At 64.2% G+C, this 15,596-nt stretch carries 18 protein-coding genes; 7 read left to right on the forward strand and 11 right to left on the reverse strand.

What is annotated here, in order from left to right; all coding sequences use genetic code 11:
• Positions 1-54 precede the first annotated feature (54 nt).
• The 8 genes from JNE37_RS16475 to JNE37_RS16510 form a co-directional block, all read right to left on the reverse strand.
• Positions 55-987, reverse strand: a complete 933-nt coding sequence (locus JNE37_RS16475; protein ID WP_203063880.1) for a DMT family transporter — start codon at positions 985-987, stop codon at positions 55-57.
• Positions 988-1,003: 16 nt separating this feature from the next.
• On the reverse strand, positions 1,004-1,954 hold the full coding sequence (locus tag JNE37_RS16480; protein WP_203063881.1) for a DMT family transporter: 951 nt from the start codon (positions 1,952-1,954) through the stop codon (positions 1,004-1,006).
• 426 nt (positions 1,955-2,380) lie between these two features.
• Complete coding sequence (locus JNE37_RS16485; protein ID WP_203066413.1) at positions 2,381-3,355, reverse strand: glycerophosphodiester phosphodiesterase family protein; 975 nt, start codon at positions 3,353-3,355, stop codon at positions 2,381-2,383.
• Positions 3,356-3,384: 29 nt separating this feature from the next.
• On the reverse strand, positions 3,385-3,897 hold the full coding sequence (locus JNE37_RS16490; RefSeq protein ID WP_203063882.1) for a GyrI-like domain-containing protein: 513 nt from the start codon (positions 3,895-3,897) through the stop codon (positions 3,385-3,387).
• Entirely contained in the window at positions 3,894-4,598 is a 705-nt protein-coding gene (locus JNE37_RS16495; protein WP_203063883.1) for a head GIN domain-containing protein, read from the reverse strand. Before JNE37_RS16495 ends, JNE37_RS16490 begins: the two co-directional genes overlap by 4 nt.
• A 167-nt stretch (positions 4,599-4,765) precedes the next feature.
• On the reverse strand, positions 4,766-5,977 hold the full coding sequence (locus JNE37_RS16500) for an NADP-dependent isocitrate dehydrogenase (protein WP_203063884.1): 1,212 nt from the start codon (positions 5,975-5,977) through the stop codon (positions 4,766-4,768).
• 99 nt (positions 5,978-6,076) lie between these two features.
• Positions 6,077-6,469: a ribbon-helix-helix domain-containing protein gene (locus JNE37_RS16505; protein WP_203063885.1), complete on the reverse strand. Its 393-nt coding sequence runs from the start codon at positions 6,467-6,469 to the stop codon at positions 6,077-6,079.
• A gap of 49 nt (positions 6,470-6,518) precedes the next feature.
• Complete coding sequence (locus JNE37_RS16510; RefSeq protein ID WP_203063887.1) at positions 6,519-7,121, reverse strand: DJ-1/PfpI family protein; 603 nt, start codon at positions 7,119-7,121, stop codon at positions 6,519-6,521.
• Positions 7,122-7,241: 120 nt separating this feature from the next.
• On the opposite strand from JNE37_RS16510, the gene JNE37_RS16515 reads away from it, so the two are divergent.
• Both JNE37_RS16515 and fabF read left to right on the forward strand, forming a co-directional pair.
• Entirely contained in the window at positions 7,242-7,658 is a 417-nt protein-coding gene (locus tag JNE37_RS16515; protein WP_035029018.1) for a MarR family winged helix-turn-helix transcriptional regulator, read from the forward strand.
• A 58-nt stretch (positions 7,659-7,716) separates the two neighbouring features.
• Positions 7,717-9,006, forward strand: a complete 1,290-nt coding sequence (fabF, locus tag JNE37_RS16520) for a beta-ketoacyl-ACP synthase II (protein ID WP_035029021.1) — start codon at positions 7,717-7,719, stop codon at positions 9,004-9,006.
• 37 nt (positions 9,007-9,043) lie between these two features.
• Here fabF and JNE37_RS16525 read toward each other — a convergent pair whose 3' ends face one another.
• The 3 genes from JNE37_RS16525 to JNE37_RS16535 are packed head-to-tail and all read right to left on the reverse strand — an operon-like array spanning position 9,044 to position 10,167.
• The gene (locus JNE37_RS16525) at positions 9,044-9,391 is read right to left on the reverse strand and encodes a TfoX/Sxy family protein (protein ID WP_203063889.1); all 348 of its coding nucleotides are present in this window, start codon (positions 9,389-9,391) and stop codon (positions 9,044-9,046) included.
• Complete coding sequence (locus JNE37_RS16530) at positions 9,388-9,723, reverse strand: TfoX/Sxy family protein (protein WP_035029027.1); 336 nt, start codon at positions 9,721-9,723, stop codon at positions 9,388-9,390. The genes JNE37_RS16525 and JNE37_RS16530 overlap by 4 nt, the downstream gene beginning before the upstream one ends.
• Positions 9,724-10,167 (reverse strand): GFA family protein, encoded by a 444-nt coding sequence (locus JNE37_RS16535; RefSeq protein ID WP_203063891.1) that lies wholly within the window; start codon positions 10,165-10,167, stop codon positions 9,724-9,726. It lies immediately after the preceding gene.
• A 14-nt stretch (positions 10,168-10,181) separates the two neighbouring features.
• On the opposite strand from JNE37_RS16535, the gene JNE37_RS16540 reads away from it, so the two are divergent.
• The 5 genes from JNE37_RS16540 to JNE37_RS16560 all read left to right on the forward strand — a co-directional run bounded on the left by JNE37_RS16540 (position 10,182) and on the right by JNE37_RS16560 (position 15,585).
• The gene (locus tag JNE37_RS16540; protein WP_246513331.1) at positions 10,182-10,865 is read left to right on the forward strand and encodes a GNAT family N-acetyltransferase; all 684 of its coding nucleotides are present in this window, start codon (positions 10,182-10,184) and stop codon (positions 10,863-10,865) included.
• Positions 10,866-11,177: 312 nt separating this feature from the next.
• Positions 11,178-11,768 (forward strand): GNAT family N-acetyltransferase, encoded by a 591-nt coding sequence (locus JNE37_RS16545; protein WP_035029030.1) that lies wholly within the window; start codon positions 11,178-11,180, stop codon positions 11,766-11,768.
• Between the two features lie 192 nt (positions 11,769-11,960).
• Positions 11,961-13,400, forward strand: a complete 1,440-nt coding sequence (locus JNE37_RS16550) for a GGDEF domain-containing protein (protein ID WP_203063894.1) — start codon at positions 11,961-11,963, stop codon at positions 13,398-13,400.
• 49 nt (positions 13,401-13,449) lie between these two features.
• Positions 13,450-14,262: an RNA methyltransferase gene (locus tag JNE37_RS16555; RefSeq protein ID WP_035029033.1), complete on the forward strand. Its 813-nt coding sequence runs from the start codon at positions 13,450-13,452 to the stop codon at positions 14,260-14,262.
• A 54-nt stretch (positions 14,263-14,316) separates the two neighbouring features.
• Entirely contained in the window at positions 14,317-15,585 is a 1,269-nt protein-coding gene (locus tag JNE37_RS16560; RefSeq protein ID WP_203063901.1) for an MFS transporter, read from the forward strand.
• Positions 15,586-15,596: the final 11 nt, after the last annotated feature.

Genomic DNA, 15,596 nt, shown 5'->3' on the forward strand with positions numbered 1-15,596 from the left:
CCGATCAATTGGAATGAAAAAGCCCCGGTCTTGCGACCGGGGCTTTTTGCTGGCTCAGGGTTCGGGCCCCTGCACATCCACGATGTTGCGTCTCGCGCCGTCGCGGCGGGCGCGAAATTCGGCGAAGCGTCCGGCAATGCGGGCGCTCGTGCCGTCGGCGAAGATGTTGAGCAGGCCGGCAATGACGATGACCACGATGCCGGCAATCGCCACCAGGTCGGGGAATTCGGCATAGAACAGCGCGCCGAAGAAGATGCCCCAGATGATCTGGCTATACTGGATCGGCGCCACCACGCTGGCCGGCGCATTCTTGGTGGCGAGCACCAGCATCAGGTGGCCGGCGCCGATAGCGATGCCGGCTACGGCGAGCAGCAGCATTTCCCAGAGCGTGGGCATGTGGAAGCTCGGCAGCATGGCGAGGCCGTTGAAGACGATCGACCAGATGGCGGGAATGGCGATGAGCGTCGTGCGCTGCTCCTTGCCGGCAATGACGCGCAGGATCGTGGTCGTGGCCGCGGAGAAGAACACGCAGAGGAGAGCCGTGATGTGGCCCAGTTCCAGCTCACGGAAACCGGGGCGCACTACCACCATCACGCCGGCGAAGCTCAGCAGCCCCAGCAGCCAGCGCAGCAGGCCCACCTGCTCCTTGAGCACGAAGACCGAGAGGATGGTGATGACCACCGGCACGAGGAAGACGATGGCATAGGCCTCGGCGAGCGGGATGGTGATGAAGGAATAGGTGATGAGCACCGCTGAGGCGACGCCGCAGAAGGCGCGCAGATGCACCAGGAACGGTTGCTTCATGCGGAAGATATTGCGCCAGCTCTCCGTCCTGGGCTTGGAGACGAGCGGCGGGATCAGCGCGAAGATATAGGTGAAGAACCCGATCTCGAAGATGCCCACCGTGCTGCCGAGCCCCTTGATGAGGGCGTCGGCGCACGAGAAGACCAGGTAGGAAACGAGAGCGAATACGATCCCGATCGGCATGGAGACTCCCTGTCGGTCAGGCGGCCTTCTTCTCGGTGTCGGCCGGCTTCTGGTCATTGGCGGCAGCAGGCGCCTTGGCGGCGGCCGGGCCACGGAGGATAGCGAACCGCGCGACGGCGCGGCGGCGCACTTCTGCAGGCACGACGTTGAGCACGCCGGCCACGACCACGACCGCAAGGCCCACATAGGCGATGGCGTCCGGGAACTCGTGATAGAAAGTCGCGCCGAAGACGATGGCCCAGAGGATCTGGCTATATTGGGTGGGCGCCACCATGCTGGCCGGCGACAGGCGCGTCGAGGTGATGAAGCAGAGGTGCCCCACGCCACCGAGAATGCCCATGGCCACGAAGAAGGCCAGTTGCTGGAGCGACGGCATCACAAATGTGGGTATCATCATCAGGCCGTTGAAGATGATGAGGTAGGAGGTCGGCACGCCGAACACCGACACCCGCTTTTCGCGCGGGGCGACGGTACGCAGGATCGTGGTGGTCATCGAGCCGAAGAAGGCGCTGCCGACGGCGGCGAGGTGCCCCCAATGCAATTCGCGGAAGCCGGGGCGCACGACGATGAGCACGCCGAGGAAGCTGATCATAAGCAGCACCCAGCGCTGGGTCGGCACATGCTCCTTGAGCACCAGCACCGAAATGATGGTGACGAAGACCGGCGCGAGGAAGGCGATGGAATAGACTTCGGCCAGCGGAATGGTGGTGAAGGCGAAGACCACCATGGTGGCGCTGAGTACGCCGGTGATGGCGCGGGCGTGAAGGAGCCAGGGGTGGTTGAGCTTGTAGGTATCGCGCCAGCGCTCGCCCTTGGGCTTGCTGAGCACGGCCGGGATCAGCGAGAAAAGCGCGGAGAAGAAGCCGATCTCGAAAACGGTCAGGTGACCGGAGAAGCTTTTGACGATCGCATCGCTGCACGAATAGAGCGCGTACGAACCCAGCGCAAAAAGGACGCCGACCGGCATCTAGGATATCCAATCATAATAGATATCGCACCGCTGCGCGGGGGCTGGGGAGGCGCGTGGGGAGGCAGGGGCCGCGGGGAGAGGGCGGCTCAATCCTGAAAACTACAATACGCATACTATGCCGAAATTGTGAGTGCTTTCTTGCCACGCGAAAGAAATAGTTGAGATAGGCGGAAGCTTTGGGGGAGGGGGCGGCGTGCGGATGGTCCACCGAGCGCAGGAAACGCTTCCCAAGGGCTTGCTTTAGAGCACAACACCAACCCCACTCCCGCACTTCCCCGGCCGCAGAGCCGGGGCCCACGGATATCTCCACTCGAGTGGAGGGATGCAATAGGCCCCGGGTCTTCGCCCGCGGAAGTTCAGTGGTGGGGTAGGAGCGTGCTCACTACGGCACGGGAACGGCACAGTTGAAGGGCGCTGCCCCTCTCACGCCCCGCCCTTAACCGCCGGCCCTATCACCTCGATCTTGTTCGTCCACAAGTACCCGTCGAACCCGAACGGCACCTTGGCCAGTTCCTCGACCGTATCGATTCCCGAAGTGCCCGGGTCTCCTGCCTCGAATGCACCGAGGAGGATCACCTGGCTGCCCACGCTCTGCATGCGCTGGACGAAGAGATTGGGCCAGCCCCACATCCAGGGCGCCACGTTGATCGGCATCATGATGCGCGTGTTGCGGCAGGGCGTGGGGACGTAGCCGGTCCAGCCCAGGCCGGCATATTGGAGGACGCAGTCCATGGTCGATTTACGTGTCCAGGCATTGTCGAGCCCGAGGAGTTCCTGGGCCTTGAGCGTGGGCGGATCGCCGCCATAGACGCCCCAGACTTCATCGCGCCAGGCTGGGTTGCTGGCGACCACCGCCGCGAGCATGTCGGCCTCGCGCACCTCGTTGCTCTTGAAGTTGACGAGGAATTTGTCGTCCGGGAAGGCCGCCAGCACTTCGCGCAGTTCGGGCATCATGGCCACGCCCTGCCCACGGAAGGGGAAGGTCTTGCCGCCATCGGCGGTATAGCCGTAGGCGATGTCGAGCGTCTTGAGGAAGGGCATAGCCTGTTCGCGCGTCACGCCGGTCGCCGCCGTGTGGCAATCGAGTGTCCAGTCGTGGAGTACGGCGAGCTGGCCGTCGGTCGTGGGATGGATATCCAGCTCCACGATATCGGCGCCGGCCTTGAAGGCGGCCTCCATCGAGGGCAGCGTGTTCTCGAAAAAGCCATGGGTCGGCGGGTCGATGCGCTCGGCGCTGCAGCCGTCATTGCCCAGGCCGTTATTGTCGAAAGTCTGATGCACGCCGCGATGGGCGATCAGCTCCACCTTGGCGTCGACGGGCGGTGAAACGCGCCAGCTTGCGTTCCACACGAAGACGAGCGCGATGAAAACCGCGAGTCCGATCAGAATCTTGCGCAGCATGCTTGAAGTGTCCCCTCAGAAATCGATCAGGCCTGGCGAGCGCGTTCGCTGAAGCGCGACCACTTCTTGCGTGGCGCCGCTTTGGCCTGCGGTTCCTTGATGAGATAGAACACCTGGGTCTGCCCGCGGTCCGGATCGTCGGCGTCGTAGATTTCCCATTTGACGCCCGCGAGCTTGCGTTCTCCCTCCGCCGACCAGGCGCGGATGCGCTCGTGGACGCGCGGCAGGAGATGCGTCGGGCCGGTATGGGTAGCCGTCACGGCGCGTCCGGCGGGAGCGGCGACGCATTGCAGGTCGTCGTCACCGCAGAAGGCCTCGGTGACTTCAACGCCGATATCGACCGTCACCTCGTCGCCCGCTTCACCCCAATAGATCACGACGTTGCGGCCGCTATGCTTGAGGCCGCGTTCGCGCACGCGATCCCACACGGGGGAGGCGGCGATGGCGTCCGAGATCGCCTCTATCGAGATGCGGCTGCGCACGGCAGCGAGCAATAGCGGGGCGGCTTCGATGATGCCGATGTCGAGCAGCGGTATCATTGGAGGGAGACCTCGCCGCCCCCGCTCGCGTCCTGTTTGACCGAGCCGGGCTTGCCATGGACTTCTACATCGGCGCCGCTCGAGGCCTTGGCCGTCAGCGTGCCGTTGGCGAAGATCTCGGCGTCGCTGCCGCTGGACGCATCGATGGCCACGTCGCGGCATTCGAGGTCGCGGGCCTTGAGGTCGGAGCCTGAGGAGACGCTGAATGTCGCCGTGTCGCAGGTGCCGGCCAGGCGCAGGTCCGAGCCCGACGAGCCCTCGGAGATCAGCTCGGTCGCCTTGATGTTGCGGAGGTCGATATCGGCCCCGCTCGAAGAGCGTACCTCCACCTTGCTGCCTGCGGCGCCATCGGCTTTCACATCCGCGCCGCTGCTGGCCTCGACGAAATCGAGGTTCGGCACGCTGATATGGATGGTGATGAATTTGTCCTGCCCGAATACCAGGTTCATGAGGCTCCGGTTGATATTGGCATAGAGCCGGTTGTCGCGGACTTCGAGCGTCAGGTCCTTGAGATAATCAGGGTTGCGGGCCTCCACGGTCACCGACTGGGTGCCGCCGACCTTGATGTCGGCATTGAGGCCGGAGGAAATGTCCACGCCCGAAAACGGCGCGAGTTCGACAGTCTTGGTCTGGGCGAAGGCGGCGCTCGAAGCGACCACGATCAATGCGCCGACTAGCCCCGCGGCGGCAAACTTGCTCATCTTTCTCTCCACGTCCCGATGGATGAATTCAAAGCTGGGAGGTGTGTTACTAGCCGTTCAAGGGGCGCGGCGAAAATTCTTTTCGGTGATGGCCACATCACGCGGACAAGAAAAAAGCGGCGCCCGAAGGCGCCGCCGGATGTCGTTGCGATTCAGGTTTTGCTGAATCAGGCCATGGCCTTCTGCAGGTTTTCGTCGATGGCATCGAGGAAGCCGAGGGTCGAAAGCCAGGGCTGATCCGGGCCGACGAGCAGCGAGAGGTCCTTGGTCATCTTGCCGCTTTCGATGGTGTCGACGGTGACCTTTTCGAGCGTCGTCGCAAAGCGCATCAGCTCGGCATTGTCGTCGAGCTTGGCGCGGTGGGCGAGGCCGCGGGTCCAGGCGAAGATCGAGGCGGTGGAGTTGGTCGAAGTCTCCTTGCCCTGCTGGTGCTGGCGGTAATGGCGGGTCACGGTGCCGTGGGCGGCTTCCGCTTCCACGATCTTGCCATCGGGCGTCATCAGCACGGAGGTCATTAGGCCGAGCGAGCCAAAGCCCTGGGCCACGATGTCGGACTGCACGTCGCCGTCGTAGTTCTTGCAGGCCCAGACGTAGCCGCCGCTCCACTTGAGGGCCGAAGCGACCATGTCGTCGATCAGGCGGTGCTCGTACCAGATCTTCTTTTCGTCGAACTTGGCCTTGTAGTCCTTCTCGTAGATCTCCTGGAAGATGTCCTTGAAGCGACCGTCATAGGCCTTGAGGATGGTGTTCTTGGTCGACAGGTAGCAGGGCACGCCGCGGTTGAGCGCGTAGTTGAACGAAGCATGCGCGAAATCGCGGATCGAGTCGTCGAGGTTGTACATGGCCATGGCCACGCCCGAACCCGGCGCGTCGTAGACGTCGTGCTCGATGGTCTGGCCGTCTTCACCCACGAACTTGATCGTCAGCTTGCCCTTGCCCGGGAAGCGGAAATCGGTAGCGCGGTACTGGTCGCCGAAGGCGTGGCGGCCGACGATGATCGGCTGGGTCCAGCCGGGAACCAGGCGCGGCACGTTCTTGCAGATGATCGGTTCGCGGAAGATCACGCCGCCCAGGATATTGCGGATGGTGCCGTTGGGCGACTTCCACATTTTCTTGAGGTGGAATTCCTCGACGCGCTGCTCGTCCGGGGTGATGGTAGCGCACTTGATGCCGACGCCGATTTCCTTGATGGCGTTGGCCGAGTCCACGGTCACCTGGTCGTTGGTGGCGTCGCGGTTCTGGATCGACAGGTCGAAATAGCGGATGTCGAGATCGAGATACGGCGTGATGAGCTTGTCCTTGATCGCCTGCCAGATGATCCGGGTCATCTCGTCGCCGTCGAGATCGACCACCGGGTTGGCGACTTTGATTTTGCTCATCGATAACGCTCCGTAGGGGTTATGAGGCCCCAACGGGGCCTGCGGTTTGGCCGCCCCTATAGCATTGGTGCCGCCGCGCGCAAAGGCCGCAGGGAGCGATCAGGCGTGCAGGGTTGCCTCGCCCCCGACTCGTCCTCGCCGCGTGCCGGTTCGATTGCGTTCGCGATCGAGAATCCGGTCGGCATCGAGCGAGCGGATCGGCACGGACTTGTCCCGCGGAATGTCCTCGCTCAATTGCAGCGAGAGGTAACGCGCGCAGCAGACCCGCAGGAAGGAAGCAAAGTTTTCGAGGTCGTGCTCTTCGTCGAGCGATTCCTGGTAGAGGCGGGCGATGAGCTGGCTCAGGGGCAGCTCGTCGCGGGCACCCAGTTCCTCGAGCACGTTCCAGAACAAGGCTTCCAACCGCACGCTCGTGGCGAAGCCGCCGATGCGCATGGAGCGGGTCTGGCTCTGCCAGAGTCCCGGATCGGCGTTTACGAACAACCTGCACATGGGCAGCGATCCTCCCGAGTTGGGCCGGCCCTGCGGCCGGCCGCATCCATCAGGCCGCCGCCTTCCTGCTCTCGTGTTCGATTCGCGTGCCGAGCACGGCCAGGAACTGGCCGATCCAGGCAGGGTGGGCGGGCCAGGCGGGGGCCGTGACCAGATTACCATCGGTCACCGCCGCATCAATGGCGATCTCGGCATAGGTGCCGCCGGCGAGTTCGACTTCAGGGCGGCAGGCCGGGTAGGCCGAGCAGGTGCGGCCTTCGAGCACCCGCGCGGCGGCCAGGATCTGTGCGCCATGGCAGACGGCGGCCACCGGCTTGTCAGCCTCGAAGAAGTGCTTGACGATCGAGATCACGCGCGGGTCGAGCCGCAGATATTCGGGGGCGCGGCCACCCGGGATGACCAGCGCGTCATAGGTCTCGGCCTTGACGTCCGAGAAGGTGGCGTTGAGCGCGAAATTGTGGCCGCGCTTTTCGCTGTAGGTCTGGTCGCCCTCGAAATCGTGGATCGAGGTGGCGATGGTGTCGCCCGCCTTCTTGTTGGGGCAGACGGCATGCACCGTATGGCCGACAGCGAGCAGCGCCTGGAAGGGCACCATGGTCTCGTAGTCTTCGCCGAAATCCCCGCAGATCATGAGAATGCGCTTGCCACTCATCTTGTCCTCCTCGTCGTGATGGTTCGCCTGGGGAGAACTATGTCATGGGCGGGCAGGGTGCTGGTGTTAGCGGGATACTACACTTGACGGCCGTGTATATGCACGGCATCAGTACGCGTCATGCAAGACGACTTTTCGCAGTGTCTCGTCCTCAACACCCGCATGGCGGCGCGCGCCGTCACGCGCAGGGCGAACCGGAAGCTGCGCGGGTTCGGCGTCACGGCTACCCAGTTTTCGATTCTCACCGCTGCCCGGCAAAGGCCCGACCGCTCTATCACCGAGATGGCCGACAGCATCGCTATGGAGCGCACCACGCTATCGCGCAATCTCGATCTCATGGCCCGCAAGGGTCTGGTGCGGTTCGCCGGCGCCGAGAAAGGCAATGGGCGGCTCTGTTCGCTCACCGAGGAGGGCGACGTGCTTCTGGACAAGATCATCCCCATATGGCGGGCAAGCCAGGCGGAACTGCGTGAAAAGCTGACGCAGCCGGATTGGCCCTCGACCATCAAGGCGCTCCAGGAGCTGGCGCGGCTCTAGCCAACATCAATCTGCCCGGAATGCCGGGCATCCGTCGATCACCGAGAGGAGACGAAGAATGCTCAAACCCGATCCGAACGATCCGATTGTCGTCACCGGCATGGGGGTCGTCAGCCCGCTGGGCGTGGGCGTCGACAAGGTGTGGGAACGGCTGATCGCCGGCAAGAGCGGCGTCGGCCCCAATACCAGGTTCGATGTCAGCGAGTTTGCCAGCCGGATCGCCGGGCTGGTCAAGCGCACCGATGAAGACCCGGAAGCCGGCTTCGATCCGCTGGTGGCGGTGGATGCCAAGGACGTCAAGAAGATGGACCTCTTCATCCAGTACGGCCTCGTCGCCGCGCAGGAGGCCATCCGGCAGGCCAACTGGTTCCCCGAAAGCGAAGAGGACAAGGAGGCCACGGCCACCGTCATCGCCTCGGGCGTGGGCGGTTCTCCGATCATGGCCGAGACCGCCAAGATCATCATCGAGAAGGGACCGCGCCGGCTCTCGCCCTTCACCGTCCCCGCTTTCCTTGCCAACCTCGCTGCCGGCTGGATTTCGATCCGCTACGGCTACAAGGGGCCGATCGGCACACCCGTGACCGCTTGCGCCGCCTCCGCCCAGGCGATCGGCGACGGCATGCGCATGATCATGACCGGCGAGGCCGAGGTGGCCGTGGTCGGTGGCGCCGAGGGTTCGGTCGATCCCATTTCCATCGGTGGCTTTGCCGCCTCGCGCGCGCTCAACACCACGTTCAACGACAATCCCGAAGGGGCTTCGCGCCCGTTCGACAAGGGCCATGCCGGCTTCGTGCTGGCCGAAGGCGCGGCGGTGCTGGTCATCGAAAAGCTCAGCCATGCCCGCAAGCGCGGCGCCAAGCCGCTGGCCGTCCTGGCCGGCTACGGCACTTCGGCTGATGCTTACCACCTCACGGCCGGCGAGCCGACCGGCGCAGGTGCCCAGCGGGCCATGCGCAACGCCATCAAGATGGCCGACGTCTCGCCAGACCGCATCGGCTATGTCAGCGCCCACGCCACCTCCACCGAGGTGGGCGACGCTGCCGAGATCGAAGGCATCAAGGCCGTGTTCGGCGATCGCGGCAAGGACCTCTCCGTTTCCGCGGTCAAGTCGTCGACAGGGCACCTTCTGGGCGCGGCGGGCGCGCTGGCGGCGATCTTCACGGTCCAGGCCATTCGCAACGGCATGCTGCCGGCGACGCTCAATCTCGACGATCCGGAACCCGTGGCCGCCGTCTTCGACCTTGTGCCGAAGGTCGCCCATGCCAAGGAACTGGACTACGCGCTGGTCAACGCCTTCGGCTTCGGCGGCGTGAATGCCTCGCTGGTATTGGGTAAAGCTCCGGCGTAAGGACGCGGTATTGAGGAGGCGGTCGCGTGGCTGCCTCCTAAGCCGGCTCCTGCCCAGCCGCATGTCGCTGGGATAGCGCAATCCATTCCCGCAACTCGTCATCGTCCTCGATCGCATCCGGATCGACCCAGACAAAGCCGCGCATCGCCTTGCCGCCGTGCACCATCTGGCTCGCACCGGGCCGCGCCAGCGCGGCATCGTTATCCGCTTCCTTGCCGACCTTGATCAGGATCCGTCCATCGTTCTTGGCGCCCACCAGGATGTGCCCGTTGAGCAGGAACGTCAGCCCGCCGAACATGCGCTTCTCGGTAATGCGCGGATCGCCCTCGAGGATGACCCGGATGCGGTCGCAGAGGTGGATGAGGGTTTCGCTGTCACGCTTCATTTGGCGGGCAGGGTCCTGACATAGTCCTCCGAGAACGCGAGCCAGTCGGCCAGCGCCTCATCGGTCTCGATGCCTTCGTCGGTGACGCTGATAAAGCCCTTCATCGGCTTGTCGCCCATATGCATGACGGAGGCGCCCGGGCGGGCGACGGCAGCGTCGAGTCCTTCGGGCGATACGCGCACCATCAGCGCGCCCTTGGCCGTGGACCCGGCCAGCATGTTGCCGTTGAGCATGAAGCCCACGCCGCCGAACATCTTCTTTTCGACGACGTCGGGCCTGGCGCCGAGAATCGCGCGGATGCGCGCAGCCATTTCGTCCGATGCAGCGGACATTCAGATCTCCCCACTGTCGCGGTAGCGGATGTAACGAGGCAGGCCTTCGGCCATCGCGTCCCAATCGTGGTGGGAGCGGGCGAAGATCAGTTGATTTGGTACGAACCATTCGGCACCGGCGCCGAAAAGTCCCACCGGCAGCATGATGGCCTCGGGCGCGCGGCTCGAACTGCCCGCAATCGGCGTACCGCAGGTCGGGCAGAAGCGCCGTGTGAACAGTGCGCCGGAATCGGCCGGGCGCGCGAAGCTGCGGGTTTCTCCGGTGATCGTCACCGCATCAGGCGCAGCCAGCGCGACGGCCGAGTGGCCGGTGCCGGTGGCCTTCTGGCAGTCGAGGCACGAACAGAGCAACATCGCCAATATCCTGCCCCTGACCGAAACCGAGACGGCGCCGCAGGCGCAGCTTGCGGCAAGGTCGACCTCGGGTTTGGATGGCTTGTCCATTGCCCGAGGCTGGCATGCGGGCTTCAAACTTGCAATTGACGGCGGTGCGGCTTACCACCGGTGTCGTTGCCCAAAATCCGGAAAATGCCATGGTCTATGTCCCGGATTATCCGATCATGACGCAGCGCCTGCGCTTGCGCCCGTTTACGCGTGGCGATGTGGAGGCGGTGTTCGCCTATCGGCGGCGTGAAGACGTGGCGCAATTTCTCTTCGATAGCCCGATGACGCTCGAAACCGTCACCGAAGCGGTGCAGCAGCGAATTTCGCAATCGGCGCTGGAGCAGGAGGGAGACAAGCTGGTGCTGGCCGTCGATCTGCGCGAGACGGGTGAACTCATTGGGGAGATTTCCCTGATCTGGCGCAGCGAGATCGCGCGGCAGGGAGAGCTCGGTTACATCTTCAATCCAGAATTCCACGGGCAGGGCTACGCCACCGAGGCCAGTGCTGCTCTCCTCGATATCGGCTTCAGCGAAATCGGGCTCCATCGGATCATGGCGCGGTGCGATGCACGCAACAGTGCGTCCTGGCGGGTGATGGAGCGGCTGGGCATGCGCCGGGAAGCACATTTCCGCGAGCATGCGCGCTTCAAGGGCGAGTGGGACGAGGAATTTGTCTACGCCATCCTTGAGGATGAATGGGCGGCGCGGCAGGCACCTTCGACCCTGTCCGCCGACAAGGAGCGACCGGCTTTCGGTTGATTCTTTAGGCTTAGAGGCCTAATCATAACGGGCGAGCGGCGTAACGGCTCGACACTTTCAAAACAGCGTCATCGGACCGGTGTAAAAGGCCGGGTATATTCACGGGCAACCCCCTTGGGTGGCACGGTTTTCAGTGCGTTCGCATTCCAACCAAAGCTCGGAGATTAGTAGCTTTTTTCAAGCGTCAGGTGGGAACCGGCCGGGGTCGCGTGCCGTTTCCGAAACAGGGCTTGGAGCGGCGGGGCACACGCGAAACGCAGCGTTTTGCGGCAGCCTTCGTCGCCTCTAAATCGAACGGAGGAACGCTACGTCATGACTCATTTGCGGCTGCCGGTTGAGACCGACCGGCTCTGGCTCCGGACCTTCGACAAAGCCGATATCGATGCGGTAATGGCTTACCACGCCTTGCCCGAAGTCCAGCGCTATCTGGACTGGAAGGCGCGCGACAAGGTCGAGGTGGTTGCGGCCATCGATGCCATGCGCGGGCAGATCACCCTGCAGCGTCCGGGTGACGTGCTGAGCCTGGCGGTGATCCGCAAGGCGGATAGCCAATTGCTCGGTCAGGTTTCCCTGCGCTGGGTGGATGCGACCGCCGGGCAGGGCGAAGTCCGCTTCGTTTTCAACAAGATCTATACCGGCCAGGGTTTTGCTACCGAGGCGGTGTCGCGGGTCATCGACCTTGCCTTCGACAATTTCGGTATCCACCGCGTCTTCGCCCGCTGTGACGCGCGCAATGCGCGTTCCGCCAAGCTGCTGACGCGCCTCGGCATGCGGCTCGAGGCGCATTATCGCGAGCACGCGCTCTTCCAGGGTGAATGGGACGAGGAATTGCACTTCGCGATCCTCGATCGTGAGTGGCACCGGTCCAGCAAAGTGAAGGAATTGACGCATCGTGTCGCCTGAGCCAGCGACGATGGGGCGGAATGGTAGCGATATTACTCGACCAGGTCGATATGCATTTCTAACAGGGCTGCCATGACTTAGGCGCTGACGTGCCAATTGGTTTGTGCTTTGGTATTGAGACCACGACAGCTGGCGTAGAAGAGGGGCTCGCTCAGCGTTTTGGCGGATAGTCGAACGCCTTGAGGGCCCCCTATGACCGAATTGCGGTCCGATCCTGCGCGTGCGGGACGCGGCATGCGACATGCAGCGTTTTTCGTTCTCGCCGTGTTCATCGCGATCTTTATTGCTGCCATTCTCGGCGGGCTTTCGCGCCCGCTGGGCTTCCTGGCGACGTTCTGGCCTGCCAACGCGCTGCTCGCCGGCCTGCTTTACCGTGCCGACCGCAAATTGCGCTGGCCGGCCGGTGTTGTCGCGACCTTCGCCTATGTCATCGCCGATGTATTGATCGGCGACGACCTGGTGACGGCCCTGTGGCTGAGCGCGGCCAATATCGCCGGCGTGGCGGTAGTCGTAGCGGTCCTCGATCGGCTCGACCCGCAGGATGCCACGCTGCAGCGGCCGCAGGGCGTGCTCTACCTGCTCATCGCCACCGCTCTGGGGTCGGCCGTCGCCGGACTTGTCGGCATCAGCTCCGTCGTGAATGTAACCGGGCAGGCACCTGCCGCCGGCTGGATGAGCTGGGCCGCTTCGGAGCTGGGCAATTACCTCTCGCTGCTGCCAGTGGTGCTCACGGCGCCGCCGCTCAACGGCTTCATGGAACGGCAGCAATTCACGCTGCCGCCGCTACACAGCTACGCGCCGCAATTGCTCGCGCTCTTTGCCAGCTTCGTGCTCACCATCGTGGTGCGCGACCAGGTCTCGATCGTCTTCCCGATCCTGGCGTTGCTCTGGTGTGCGCTGAGCTTCCCGGTCTTCGTGACGGCGCTGCTGGTGATGTTCTACTCGGACCTGGCCATGTTCTCGGTCAAGTTCGACCTCATCAGCCTGGGTGGCGAGGACCTGGGCGGGGCCATCATGTCGGTACACCTGGCGCTGGCAATGGTGGCGCTTGGCCCGATCATGGTTTCGAGCACGAATGCCGCCCGCAATGCGTTGCTGCGTCAGCTCGAACGTGTCGCCCGGCATGATGCCCTCACCAATGCCCTCTCGCGTTCCGCCTTCTACGAGGCGGCCGAGAGCCTGCTGGCGACGACGGCGCGGACCAACGGCAATGCTGCCGTGCTGGTGCTCGATGTCGATCACTTCAAGCGCGTCAACGACGAGCACGGCCATCCGGCGGGCGACAAGACGCTGGTGGCCATAGCCGCGGCCATCCAGACGGCGATCCGCCAGTCCGATATTTTCGGCCGCGTCGGCGGGGAGGAGTTCGCCCTGCTGCTGCCCAATATCAGCATGCGTGAAAGCATGGCCATCGCCGAGCGCATCCGCGGTTCGGTCGAAAAACTGCTCGTCTTCCTCGATGATGGCGAGGTGTTGCAGACGACGCTCAGCGTCGGGGTGACGCATGCCCGGGCAGAGGCGCTGGAGCTCGACCAGTTCATTGGTCTGGCCGACCGGGCGCTCTACCTTGCCAAGGGCGGCGGGCGGAACCGCGTGGTGTTCCTTGAGGGGAAGGCTGACGCGAAGTCTTGATCTTTGCGTCGGTTTCTCCCTATTTGCCGCTCAACAAGGACAATTCCCCATGGCCGGCACCGACTCTTCCGTAGCAATCACCTATCGCCCCAGCCCGGCGGTGATCCTCTGCGAGCCTCAGCTCGGGGAGAATATCGGCACCGCCGCGCGCGCCATGGCGAATTTCGGGCTATGGGATCTGCGCATCGTCAACCCGCGTGATGGCTGGCCGAACGAGCGTGCCGTCGCCGCTGCCTCGCGCGCCGACCATGTGATCGAAAAGGTCCAGGTCTTCGATACGGTCGAGGCGGCAGTGGCCGACCTCTCGCTGGTCTACGCCACCACGGCCCGCCGCCGGGACATGCAGAAGGAAGTCTTCGGCCCCGACGTCGCCGGCCAGCGCGTCATTTCGCATATCGCGGCCGGGCAGAAGGCCGGTTTCCTCTTCGGCCGCGAGCGCTGGGGGCTCTACAACGAGGAAGTGGCGCTGTCCGACGCCATCGTGACGCTACCGGTCGAGCCGGCCTTCGCCTCGCTCAATATCGCTCAGGCAGTGCTGATCATCGCCTATGAATGGCGGCGGCAGACCGATCTGGGCGCCGTGCTGCCCTTCGAAAGCGGCCTCGCCGACACCGCGCCCCGCGAGGAACTGGTCGGGCTCTTCGAGCACCTTGAGGGCGTGCTCGACAAGACCGGCTTCTTCACCACCCCGGACAAACGCCCGAGCATGGTCAACAACCTGCGGACAGCGCTGACGCGCGGCAGCTTCTCGTCACAGGAAATCCGCACCCTGCGCGGGGTCATTTCCTCGATCGACCGGCGCCACGAGCGGCCGAACCCTAATCGTCAGGCGCCCAAGGCCAAGGACGAAGCAGAAGACTGAAACGAAAGCAGGCTTTGACTGTGACCGGGCGGCGTGGCATTTGCTTTGCCCATAATGCATATGTCAGCCTCAGCGCCTGAGCCATCCCGTCAGGCATTCACCTATTTCGGGTTCCGCTGCTTCTGGGTCGCCACGCTGACGACCAGCTTTGCCGTGCAGATCATGGCCGTGTCCGTCGCCTGGCAGGTTTACGACCTCACCAGCAGCGCCGCGCTGCTCGGCCTTGTCGGCCTCACGCTCTTCACGCCCGCGTTGCTCCTGGTGCTCGTCACCGGGCTCGTTGCAGACCGTTTCAACCGGCGCGGCATCATGGCCGTGTGCCTCGGCTTCGAGTTCGCCGCCGCCATTGCGCTCCTGATCTTCGTCGATCTGCAAGCCCACGAAATCTGGCCGATCTTCGTGGTGCTCGCCGTACTCGGCACGGCCCGCGCCTTCATGGGGCCGGCCAGCCAGTCGCTCGCGCCCAATCTCGTGCCACCCCAGGCGCTGGCCAATGCCATCACCGTCAACGCCTCGGCCTGGCAGTTCGCCTCGATCCTCGGCCCGGTAGCCGGTGGCCTGCTGTACGGCATCTCGCCCGTCGTCGCGTTCGGCGTCGCGGCGGCGCTGGTCTGCGTTTCGATGGTCAGCGTGCTGCTCATTCCCAAGCCGGGCAAGCGCGACTCGCATCAGGCCACCAGCATGGAAACCATGCTCGCCGGCTTCCGCTATATCCTCTCCAACAAGGTGGTGCTGGGCGCCATCTCGCTCGATCTCTTCGCGGTGCTGATGGGTGGCGCGGTGGCACTGCTGCCGATCTACGCCAAGGACATCCTCCATGCCGGGCCGACCGAACTCGGCTTCCTGCGCGCGGCGCCGGGCATTGGCGGCATCGTCATGGCCATCGCGCTCTCGCGCTTCCCGATCCGCGATCACGCCGGGCGGCTGCTCTTCTTCTTCGTGGGGCTCTTCGGCTTCTTCACGATCATTTTCGGCTTTTCGACCTCGATCTGGGTGGCCGTACCCGCGCTGGCGCTGGTCGGCGCCTCGGACATGGTCAGCGTCACCATTCGCGAGACGATCATGCAGCTCTGGACGCCGGATTCGGTGCGCGGGCGCGTGACGGCGGTCAACAGCGTCTTCATCGGCGCGTCCAACGAGCTGGGCGAGTTCCGCGCCGGCATGGTCGCGGCCTGGCTGGGCGCGGTGCCGGCGGTGGTTGTCGGCGGGGTAGGGGCCATGGCGGTTGCCGCGATCTGGAGCCGGGCCTTCCCGGGCCTGCGCAACCAGCGTTCGCTCGACCGCAGGATGGTTTCAGAACCCGAGGTGGCAACCGCCGCCTAGGGTCTGGTTTA

This window comes from Paradevosia shaoguanensis (assembly GCF_016801025.1).
Taxonomy (GTDB): Bacteria; Pseudomonadota; Alphaproteobacteria; order Rhizobiales; family Devosiaceae; genus Paradevosia; species Paradevosia shaoguanensis.

Coding starts and splice junctions, on each gene's coding strand:
- JNE37_RS16545 (WP_035029030.1), top strand. CDS start 11,178: ATGACTCATTTGCGGCTGCCGGTTGAGACCGACCGGCTCTGGCTCCGG.
- JNE37_RS16510 (WP_203063887.1), bottom strand. CDS start 7,121: ATGAGTGGCAAGCGCATTCTCATGATCTGCGGGGATTTCGGCGAAGAC.
- JNE37_RS16475 (WP_203063880.1), bottom strand. CDS start 987: ATGCCGATCGGGATCGTATTCGCTCTCGTTTCCTACCTGGTCTTCTCG.
- JNE37_RS16495 (WP_203063883.1), bottom strand. CDS start 4,598: ATGAGCAAGTTTGCCGCCGCGGGGCTAGTCGGCGCATTGATCGTGGTC.
- JNE37_RS16525 (WP_203063889.1), bottom strand. CDS start 9,391: ATGAAGCGTGACAGCGAAACCCTCATCCACCTCTGCGACCGCATCCGG.
- JNE37_RS16555 (WP_035029033.1), top strand. CDS start 13,450: ATGGCCGGCACCGACTCTTCCGTAGCAATCACCTATCGCCCCAGCCCG.
- JNE37_RS16560 (WP_203063901.1), top strand. CDS start 14,317: ATGCATATGTCAGCCTCAGCGCCTGAGCCATCCCGTCAGGCATTCACC.
- JNE37_RS16490 (WP_203063882.1), bottom strand. CDS start 3,897: ATGATACCGCTGCTCGACATCGGCATCATCGAAGCCGCCCCGCTATTG.
- JNE37_RS16540 (WP_246513331.1), top strand. CDS start 10,182: ATGCGGGCTTCAAACTTGCAATTGACGGCGGTGCGGCTTACCACCGGT.
- JNE37_RS16550 (WP_203063894.1), top strand. CDS start 11,961: ATGACCGAATTGCGGTCCGATCCTGCGCGTGCGGGACGCGGCATGCGA.
- JNE37_RS16500 (WP_203063884.1), bottom strand. CDS start 5,977: ATGAGCAAAATCAAAGTCGCCAACCCGGTGGTCGATCTCGACGGCGAC.
- JNE37_RS16505 (WP_203063885.1), bottom strand. CDS start 6,469: ATGTGCAGGTTGTTCGTAAACGCCGATCCGGGACTCTGGCAGAGCCAG.
- JNE37_RS16480 (WP_203063881.1), bottom strand. CDS start 1,954: ATGCCGGTCGGCGTCCTTTTTGCGCTGGGTTCGTACGCGCTCTATTCG.
- JNE37_RS16535 (WP_203063891.1), bottom strand. CDS start 10,167: ATGGACAAGCCATCCAAACCCGAGGTCGACCTTGCCGCAAGCTGCGCC.
- JNE37_RS16530 (WP_035029027.1), bottom strand. CDS start 9,723: ATGTCCGCTGCATCGGACGAAATGGCTGCGCGCATCCGCGCGATTCTC.
- JNE37_RS16515 (WP_035029018.1), top strand. CDS start 7,242: ATGCAAGACGACTTTTCGCAGTGTCTCGTCCTCAACACCCGCATGGCG.
- fabF (WP_035029021.1), top strand. CDS start 7,717: ATGCTCAAACCCGATCCGAACGATCCGATTGTCGTCACCGGCATGGGG.